Source organism: Candidatus Burkholderia verschuerenii (assembly GCF_001189365.1).
Taxonomy (GTDB): domain Bacteria; phylum Pseudomonadota; class Gammaproteobacteria; order Burkholderiales; family Burkholderiaceae; genus Caballeronia; species Caballeronia verschuerenii.
Genome location: NZ_LFJJ01000221.1, coordinates 1 through 8,913, shown reverse-complemented (window position 1 = coordinate 8,913; position 8,913 = coordinate 1). Strand labels below are relative to the sequence as shown.

The 8,913-nt window shown below is 63.6% G+C and carries 7 protein-coding genes and 1 pseudogene; 3 read left to right on the top strand and 5 right to left on the bottom strand.

All coding sequences use genetic code 11. The features are described 5' to 3' along the window. Nucleotides 1-546 precede the first annotated feature (546 nt). A complete protein-coding gene (locus BVER_RS25510) occupies nt 547-2,841 on the bottom strand; it encodes an NADP-dependent malic enzyme (protein WP_050455637.1) in 2,295 nt (764 codons plus the stop codon). Between the two features lie 254 nt (nt 2,842-3,095). Here BVER_RS25510 and thiL point away from each other — a divergent pair, with 254 nt between their 5' ends. The 3 genes from thiL to BVER_RS25495 are packed head-to-tail and all read left to right on the top strand — an operon-like array spanning nt 3,096 to nt 5,152. Beyond that, on the top strand, nt 3,096-4,091 hold the full coding sequence (gene thiL, locus BVER_RS25505; RefSeq protein ID WP_050455639.1) for a thiamine-phosphate kinase: 996 nt from the start codon (nt 3,096-3,098) through the stop codon (nt 4,089-4,091). After that, nucleotides 4,081-4,614, top strand: a complete 534-nt coding sequence (locus tag BVER_RS25500) for a phosphatidylglycerophosphatase A family protein (protein ID WP_198155358.1) — start codon at nt 4,081-4,083, stop codon at nt 4,612-4,614. Before thiL ends, BVER_RS25500 begins: the two co-directional genes overlap by 11 nt. Before the next feature lie 37 nt (nt 4,615-4,651). Continuing rightward, the gene (locus tag BVER_RS25495) at nt 4,652-5,152 is read left to right on the top strand and encodes a CinA family protein (RefSeq protein ID WP_050455636.1); all 501 of its coding nucleotides are present in this window, start codon (nt 4,652-4,654) and stop codon (nt 5,150-5,152) included. A gap of 24 nt (nt 5,153-5,176) precedes the next feature. Here the strand turns inward: BVER_RS25495 and pyrF are convergent, their stop codons facing one another. The 4 genes and pseudogenes from pyrF to BVER_RS25475 form a co-directional block, all read right to left on the bottom strand. Next, nucleotides 5,177-5,989 (bottom strand): orotidine-5'-phosphate decarboxylase, encoded by an 813-nt coding sequence (pyrF, locus tag BVER_RS25490; protein WP_050455635.1) that lies wholly within the window; start codon nt 5,987-5,989, stop codon nt 5,177-5,179. A 50-nt stretch (nt 5,990-6,039) separates the two neighbouring features. Next, a pseudogene (locus tag BVER_RS25485) lies at nt 6,040-7,136 on the bottom strand (aldose 1-epimerase). Between the two features lie 70 nt (nt 7,137-7,206). After that, nucleotides 7,207-8,061: an SMP-30/gluconolactonase/LRE family protein gene (locus BVER_RS25480; protein WP_050455634.1), complete on the bottom strand. Its 855-nt coding sequence runs from the start codon at nt 8,059-8,061 to the stop codon at nt 7,207-7,209. Next, a complete protein-coding gene (locus tag BVER_RS25475) occupies nt 8,058-8,786 on the bottom strand; it encodes an SDR family NAD(P)-dependent oxidoreductase (RefSeq protein ID WP_050455632.1) in 729 nt (242 codons plus the stop codon). Before BVER_RS25475 ends, BVER_RS25480 begins: the two co-directional genes overlap by 4 nt. Nucleotides 8,787-8,913 lie beyond the last annotated feature (127 nt).

Here is an 8,913-nt window from a genome sequence, read left to right as displayed (position 1 = left end):
GATGCTCTACACCATGCCTATCGCAGTCGATTAACTCATATAGACGTTATTCGAACCGCTAGTCGATGTCCCTTACGTTGGGACTGCCCGGACACGAGCGTGCGTGTCGCACTAAAGGTGTAAGGGTATCGCTAATGACAGGGCGAATCAATGATGGAGGGAATTTCGGAAATTTTTTCTCAAAGCGCGGGACGACGCGAGCGCGTCCATTGCCGAACGACGATCGTTTTTAGGCCAAAACTGAGATACTTTTAGCCTGAAAGAGATAATAACCAGTCCCGTAGAACTTGAAACCCCTGAACAAGACGCCTCACTTGTTGCCAGTTTCGCGGCATTTTTCGCTCTTGCCGTCTGTTCTACATTTTCACGGGACGCCCAATTCCCCTTGTGTGCCCCCAACGCGTGCCGTGTTCTACGGCACGCGTTTTTTTTCGTCTGCGTCGTCTGTCCTGCCCGATTTCGCCCGTACAAGATAAAACGCGGCGAGGTGGATCACCTCGCCGCGTTTTTTACTTCGGCCTGCGTTTGGACAACCGTCCGGTCAGGTCAGCGTGCCGCCGTCGCGTCTGCCACCAGCAGCGCGGTCATGTTGACGATGCGTCGCACCGTCGCCGATGCCGTCAGGATATGCACCGGCTTGGCCGCGCCCAGCAGGATCGGCCCGATCGCGATGTTGTTGCCGGCCGCCGTCTTCAGCAGGTTGTAGGAGATGTTCGCCGCGTCGATGTTCGGCAGGATCAGCAGATTCGCGTCGCCTTCGAGCGTCGATTGCGGCAGGACTTCGCGGCGCAGACGCGCGTCCAGCGCCACGTCGCCGTGCATTTCGCCGTCGACGTCGAGATCGGGCGCGCGCTCCTTCAGGATCGCCAGCACCTCGCGCATCTTCTGCGCGGACGGCGCGTGGCTTGTGCCGAAATTCGAATGCGACAGCAGCGCAATCTTCGGCACGATGCCGAAGCGCTTCACTTCTTCCGCCGCCATGATCGTGATTTCGGCGAGCTGCTCCGGCGTCGGATCGACGTTGACGTGTGTATCGACCAGGAAAATCTGGCGGCCCGGCAGCACCAGCGCGTTCATCGCGGCGTAGACGTTCGCGCCGTCCTTCTTGCCGATCACCTGATCGATGAAGTGCAGATGGCGATGCGTCGTGCTTACCGTGCCGCAGATCATGCCGTCGGCTTCGCCCTTCTTGACGAGCATCGAGCCGATCAGCGTGGTGCGGCGGCGCATTTCGAGCTTCGCCATTTGCTCGCTGATGCCCTTGCGCGCCATCATCTTGGCGTAGGTCTGCCAGAAATCGCGGTAGCGTTCGTCGTGGTCGGTATCGACGACCGTGAAGTCGACGTCGCGCGTCAGACGCAGGCCGAACTTCTGGATGCGCTGCTGAATCACCGCCGGACGGCCGATAAGGATCGGCCGGGCGAGCTTTTCGTCGACGGCGATCTGGACCGCGCGCAGCACGCGCTCTTCCTCGCCTTCCGCGAAGACGATGCGCTTTTTGTCCGCATCGACGCTGCGCGCGAGCTGGAACACCGGCTTCATCGTCGTGCCGCTGTGATACACGAACTGCTGCAAATGCTGCTCGTAGGCGTCCATGTCTTCGATCGGACGCGTGGCGACGCCGCATTCCATCGCGGCCTTGGCCACTGCCGGCGCGATCTTGACGATCAGACGCGGATCGAACGGCTTCGGAATCAGATATTCCGGACCGAACGACAGATCCTGAATGCCGTAAGCGGTCGCGACGATATCGCTTTGCTCCTGACGCGCCAGTTCGGCGATCGCGTTGACCGCCGCGATTTCCATTTCCTTCGTGATCACGGTCGCGCCGACATCCAGCGCGCCGCGGAAGATGAACGGGAAGCACAGCACGTTGTTGACCTGATTCGGATAGTCTGTGCGGCCCGTCGCGAGCACCGCGTCCGGACGCACTTCGAGCGCGAGTTCCGGCAGGATTTCAGGCGTCGGATTGGCGAGCGCGAGAATCAGCGGCTTGGTGCCCATCTGCTTGACCATGTCCTGCTTGAGCACGCCGCCCGCCGACAGACCGAGGAACACGTCCGCGCCTTCCATCACTTCGGCGAGCGTGTGCGCGCTGGTTTCGCGCGCGAACAGTTCCTTGTCCGGATCCATCAGTTCCGTGCGGCCCTTGTAGACCACGCCGGCCAGATCGGTCACGTAGATGTTCTCGCGCTTCATGCCGAGATCGACCAGCAGATTCAGACAGGCCAGCGCCGCCGCGCCCGCGCCGGACGCGACCAGCTTCACTTCCTCGATCTTCTTGCCGACCACCTTCAGACCATTGGTGACCGCCGCCGCGACCACGATCGCCGTGCCGTGCTGATCGTCGTGGAAGACGGGAATCTTCATGCGCTTGCGGCATTCGCGCTCGACGATGAAGCAATCCGGCGCCTTGATGTCTTCCAGATTGATGCCGCCGAAAGTCGGCTCGAGCGCGGCGATCACGTCGACGAGCTTGTGCGGATCGTTTTCGTTCAGCTCGATATCGAACACGTCGATGCCGGCGAACTTCTTGAACAGCACGGCCTTGCCTTCCATGACCGGCTTCGACGCGAGCGGCCCGATGTTGCCGAGACCGAGCACGGCCGTACCATTCGACACGACGCCGACGAGGTTGCTGCGCGCAGTGAATCGCGCGGCGTTCAGCGGATCCTCGACGATCGCCTCGCACGCGAACGCCACGCCCGGCGAGTACGCGAGCGCGAGGTCGCGCTGGTTGATCATCTGCTTGGTCGGCGCGATCGCGATCTTTCCCGGCGTGGGAAATTCGTGGTAGTCGAGCGCGGCTTCGCGGAGTTTGTTGTTGGCGGAGGTCGTCATAAGGCGGGGTAGCAGTGCGGGATTTAGAATGAAAGGTCGAACGCATTGTAGCGCTTCTGAGGTGACGCTTCGGAGCCCGCGCGATGCAATTTCAGCTACAAGTGCCGTGACTGAAATACCGCTGATCGCATTGCAGCATAAGGCTCACACGGATACGGCCAGCTTTTTCGAGATGCGGCGGGAAGGCTTTTGCAAGCTTCGTTCGACGTATCGATTCCATCTTGCAGCGCACAAAAACAGACTCTTTGCCGACGATGCTTTCCGAGTTTTCACTCATCGACCGTTACTTTGCGCGCCGCGAGAGCGCGCCGACTCCGCGTCATCGGGACGAGGCCGCGCGGCCGCTCGGCATTGGCGACGACTGCGCGCTGATCGCGCCGCCGCCCGGCCATCAACTGGCCATTTCGACGGACATGCTGGTCGAAGGCCGTCACTTTTTCCCCGATGTCGATCCGCGCGCGATCGGTCACAAGGCGCTCGCGGTGAATCTCTCCGATCTCGGCGCGATGGGCGCGACGCCGCACGCGTTCACGCTGGCGCTGGCCCTGCTGCGCGCGGAGGAGAGCTGGCTCGCCGCCTTCAGCGACGGTTTGTTCGCGCTGGCCGAACGCTTCGATTGCGCGCTGATCGGCGGCGACACGACGAGCGGGCCGCTGAACATGTGCATCACCGTGTTCGGCGACGTACCGCACCACGCCGCCCTGCGACGCGATGCCGCACGTCCCGGCGACGACATCTACGTGTCCGGCCTGCTCGGCGATGCCCGCGCGGGTCTCGGCATGCTGCTCGGCGAATGGCGTGCGCCCGACCACGACGCGTCCGCGCAATGGCGGCGTGCGCTCGAATGGCCGGAACCGCGCGTAGAACTGGGCGTGGCCTTGCGCGGCGTCGCGCATGCGGCGCTCGATATCTCCGATGGCCTCGCCGGCGATCTGATGCATATCCTCAGGCGTTCGAACGTGCGCGCCATCGTCGATGCGGACGCTGTGCCCTGTTCCGACGCGCTGCGCGCCCTGCCCGATGCCGCGCGTCGCCAGTGCGCGCTCGCCGGCGGCGACGACTACGAACTCTGCTTCACCGCGCCCGCATCGGCGCGCGCGACGCTCGCGGAGATCGGCGAGCGCGTGGGCGTGCCGTTGACGCGCATCGGTACAATCGAAACAGGCGCGCCGGCCATCGACTGGCGTGACAAAGAAGGCGCGCCGCTCTCTCTTACGTTGCAAGGCTTCGATCATTTTCATGCAGACTGACCCCACGCTCGCGGACGACGCGTCGCGGCCGAGCGCCAAGCCCCGCCGCGCCAGCGCGCGTTTCATGCTCACTCACCCGCTGCATATGTTGTCGCTCGGATTCGGCAGCGGCCTGTCGCCGATCGCGCCGGGCACCGTCGGCACGCTGTTCGCGTGGGTATCGTTCATCGTGTTCAACCGGCACTTGACGGTCGCGGAATGGGGCGCGCTGATCGTCGTCGGCTTCGTCGCCGGATGCTGGTTCACGGGCTTCACGGCGAAGAAAATGGGTATCGACGATCCTTCACCGGTGGTGTGGGACGAGATCGTCGCGTTCTGGCTGGTGCTGCTGCTCGTGACGCCCGCGACCTTCACCGGGCAATTGTGGGCGTTTATCGTGTTCCGCTTCTTCGATATGGTGAAGCCGCCGCCCATCCGCTATTTCGATCGCCGTTTGAAAGGCGGATTCGGCATCATGTTCGACGATCTCGTCGCGGCGTTTTTCACGCTGCTCGTGATCGCGCTGTGGCGCATGACCGTCTGACCTCTCCCTTCTTACTTCGCTCTTTCGAGACACCGCCATGCCGACCGATACCGTCGTTCACCAACTAGCGATCCGCGTCGGCAACAAGCTGCGCGACGAACAGCTGACGCTCGCCACCGCCGAATCGTGCACGGGCGGCATGGTCGCGACCGCGATCACGGATATCTCGAGCAGCAGCGCGTGGTTCGAACGCGGCTTCGTCACGTATTCGAATCTGGCGAAAACGGAGATGATCGGCGTGCCCGCCGCGATGATCGAGCAGCACGGCGCGGTGAGCGAGCCGGTCGCGAAGGCGATGGCCGAAGGCGCGCTGCGCAACAGCCGCGCGCAGGTGTCGGTGTCGATCACGGGCGTGGCCGGACCGGCGGGCGGCAGCGAGGCCAAGCCGGTCGGAACGGTGTGCTTCGGCTGGAGCAACCGTCTGCATACGACGGTCGAGACGACGCATTTCAAGGGCGACCGCGAGCAGGTGCGCTCGCAAGCCGCCGCGCACGCGTTGCGGAAATTGCTGGAGTTTCTGGATCAGCGCGAGCGGTGAGTTCGCGCTGCGCGTGCGTCGTGTTTAACGATACTGATTGATCGAATCGCGTGTTTTCTTCGCGGCTTCGGCTGCGGCTCGCGCGTAGTCGTCGCCCTTGCTGGCGTAGATGATCGCGCGCGACGAGTTGATCAGCATGCCCGCGCCATTCGCCGTGCGGCCCGCGCGGACGGTGGCTTCGACATCGCCGCCTTGCGCGCCGATGCCCGGAATCAGCAGCGGCATGTCGCCGACGATCGCGCGCACCGCTTCGATTTCCTTCGGGAAAGTCGCGCCGACCACGAGTCCGAGCTGACCGCTCGCGTTCCATTTGTCCGCCGCGAGCCCCGCGACCACCTGGTACAGCGGCTTGCCATCGGTCGTCAGGAATTGCAGGTCCGAGCCGCCCGCATTCGAGGTGCGGCACAGCACGATCACGCCCTTGCCTTCATGCGCGAGATACGGCTCGATCGAATCGAAGCCCATATACGGATTGACCGTCACCGCATCGGCGCGATAGCGCTCGAAGGCTTCCTTCGCGTACTGCTCCGCCGTGCTGCCGATATCGCCGCGCTTGGCATCGAGAATCACCGGGATGCCGGGATGCGTCTCGTGGATATGCGCGATCAGCGCTTCGAGCTGATCTTCCGCGCGATGCACCGCGAAGTAGGCGATCTGCGGCTTGAACGACGACGCATAAGGCGCGGTCGCATCGGCGATGGTCTTGCAGAACTCGAAGATCGCGTCGGCGCGGCCGTTGAGCGCGCCGGGAAACTTCGACGGCTCGGGATCGAGTCCGACGCACAGCAGGGATTGAGTCCGCGACCAGGCGGCGTTGAGCGATTCGATGAAAGACATGGCGGGGATTCGGTGAAAGCGTCGATGGCACGTATTTTAACGTGCCGACGTCACCGCGCCGCCGCCCGCGCCTTCGATCCCGCCCGCGTTTTGGGGCGCGTGCGCCGCGCCGCTTCGCCGGTTCGCTCGACCGTGAAGCGGAATTCGCGCGACAGGCGCTCGCCCGGCGCGAGCACCGTCATGCCGTGCGCCGCGCCGCCGCCGGGCAGATTCACCGCGTTGATCGGATGATCGACCGGTTCGAAGCAGAAAAAGTCCTCGCCGGGCGGCGCGTAAAGCACGTAGTAATCGGTGTCCGCCGCGATGGTCAGCGACAGACGCCGCTTCGGCCACAGCACGCTCGTGCGTCCGCTCCAGCCGGTGAACGCGTTGTTCACCATCGACGACGGCATCGGATACGCCACGCCGAACTGCCATGCCGGCGGCGCGGGCACGTGACGCACCGGCAGCCTGTCGTCGCCGCACAGCCACAGGCCGCCCGCCGCCGCCGAGAGTTCGGTGTCGGCTTCGCGCATCAAAAACGGATGGAGGCCGAGGCCGAACGGCATCGGCTGATCGCCCGCATTCTCGATGCCGAGCGTCACGACGAGCGTCGCTTCGTCGAGCGCGTATGTCTGCGATGCGCGGACCGCGTACGGCTCGCCGGCGCTGCGGTCGAGCGACATCCGCACGTGCGTCGCGTCCTGTTCCTCGACGTGCCACGCGCGCAGCCAGCCGTCGCCATGCAGCGGCAGCGGTTCGCCGGGACGATTGCACGGCACGGCGATCGCGCGCCCGGAAAACTCGAACGCGCCATTGCCGATGCGGTTCGAATACGGCAGCAGCGGATAGCACGCGAGCTGATTCGGATCGGTATTCGGCCCGACATCGCGGCAGCGCCGGAAAATGGGCACCGACGCGCCCTGATGACGCCAATCGAAGCGCGTGATGCCGCCGCCCAGCGACGGCGCGACATCGAGCCTGAGCTGCGCGTTCGCCAGCGTGATGCAGCCGTCGACCTCCGCCCGCCGATGGCCACGACCGCCGTGCTCGGGCCGGGGCGGATCGGCGGTTCCTTGGCGGCTTCGAGCCTGGCGCGGCGTGCATTGGCCTGCGCCGTGGCGTTCGAGGTGGATCGGGGTCCGTGTTCCGTGCGCGCAGCGGTCATGATTCATGCTCCATCGAGAGGCGAATCGGATCGTATTGCGGACGGCGCGTCATCGCACGCCGTCTCGGTGTCAGAGCTTTCCTGCAAACCGGCTTTCCGCGATTCCTCGCGCGCCTGGCTGCGCGACGAACACGCCGCCGGCGTGCGGATCGCTTTCGTTCAGGCCGATGCGCGCAGTAATGTACAGCGTGTCGAGATCGGCCCCGCCGAACGCGACGCAACTCGGCTGTTCGGTCGGCACGGCGATGCGCGCGGTTTCGCGTCCGTCGGGCGCGTAGCGGACCACGCGGCGGCCGCCCCATTGCGCGTTCCACAGGCCGCCTTCGGCATCGACGGTCGAGCCGTCGGGTTCGCCGTCGGCATCGGCGAGTTCGACGAACACGCGGTCGTTGTCGAAAGTCGCGTAATCGCAGACGCGAATCTGACGCGTCGGCGAATCACAGTAGTACATTTTCGCGCCGTCCGGCGAGAAACCAATGCTGTTCGGGATCGCGCAATCGCCGAGCGGCAGACGTTCGAGCGCGAGATTCGCGTCGAGGCGATAAAACCCGCCGATCGGCTCCGCGTTGCCGACATCGTGCTTGGTGCCGAACACGAAGCGCCATTCGCGATCGCAGCGGCCGTCGTTCAGACGCGTCTGCAGATTCGGCTCGACGGGCATGATGGTGTCGATCGCGCCGGTCGACAGATCGAAGAACGCCAGCCGCGACGCGAGTCCGAGCAGCAGCACGTTGGTGTCGGCGCACAGCGCGAAGGTCGCGAGGCGCTCGGGCATGTCGATCACCTTGCTCGATTGATCGTGCGTGTCGTAATGCCAGAGACCTTTGCCTTCGATATCGACCCAATAGAGGCGTCCGCTGCGCGCGCACCATGTCGCGCCTTCGCCGAGCGTGCATTGGCTATCCACCAGAAGTTGCGCGTTCATACCCAGCCTCCGTCGACGATCAGGTCTTGCGCGGTGATCATGCTGCTATCGTCCGATGCGAGAAACAGCGCGGCGCGCGCGAGATGCGCGGGCAGCAGTTCCGCGTCGATGCACTGGCCTTCCTTGATGGCGCGTTTGCCAGCGTCGTCGAGCCAAAAGCGCTTTTGCTTGTCGGTCATCACCCAGCCGGGGACGAGCGTGTTCACGCGGATATTGAACGGACCGAGATCGCGCGCGAAGCCGCGGGTCATGCCTTGTACGCCGGCCTTTGCCGTCATGTAGACGGGGATGTTGCTGTTTTTCAGCATCCAGCTGATCGAGCCCAGATTGATGATGGAGCCGCCGCCCAGTTTCTTCATGTCCTCGGCGACCGCTTGCGCCGCGAAGAATTGATGGCGGATGTTGACGGCTATCGTTTCGTCGTAGAAGGCCTCGGTGACTTCGGCGATTTTGTGGCGTTTGTCGTTGGCGGCGTTGTTCACTAGAACGCCGATTGGGCCTAATTGCGCCCTTACATCTTCGATGCCTTTCTTTAGATTTTCTATGTTCGTCAGGTCTACTTGCAGGAACATCGGACGCGTTTGGTGCGCTTCTAGCGATGCGCCTAAGCGGTCTGCCAATGCTTCGCCCGACGTCGTGTCTATGTCGAAGAAGGCTACTTTCGAGCCTTGGGCGAAGAAGTGTTCTACGAAGGATTCGCCTATGCCGGTGGCGCCGCCTGTTATTAGGCTCTATTCACATTTGAAGAAATGTGTTTACATCTCATCTTTTGCGTAAGCGATCAAGATGAGTCGAATGTTGCTGACCGATGAGATATGGGGACGACTGGAGTCCATTGTTCCGGGTAAGCCT

What these genes read in the sequence shown, in the direction of transcription:
- BVER_RS25510 (WP_050455637.1), bottom strand. Translation starts at nt 2,841, where the DNA reads ATGACGACCTCCGCCAACAACAAACTCCGCGAAGCCGCGCTCGACTAC.
- thiL (WP_050455639.1), top strand. Translation starts at nt 3,096, where the DNA reads ATGCTTTCCGAGTTTTCACTCATCGACCGTTACTTTGCGCGCCGCGAG.
- BVER_RS25500 (WP_198155358.1), top strand. Translation starts at nt 4,081, where the DNA reads ATGCAGACTGACCCCACGCTCGCGGACGACGCGTCGCGGCCGAGCGCC.
- BVER_RS25495 (WP_050455636.1), top strand. Translation starts at nt 4,652, where the DNA reads ATGCCGACCGATACCGTCGTTCACCAACTAGCGATCCGCGTCGGCAAC.
- pyrF (WP_050455635.1), bottom strand. Translation starts at nt 5,989, where the DNA reads ATGTCTTTCATCGAATCGCTCAACGCCGCCTGGTCGCGGACTCAATCC.
- BVER_RS25480 (WP_050455634.1), bottom strand. Translation starts at nt 8,061, where the DNA reads ATGAACGCGCAACTTCTGGTGGATAGCCAATGCACGCTCGGCGAAGGC.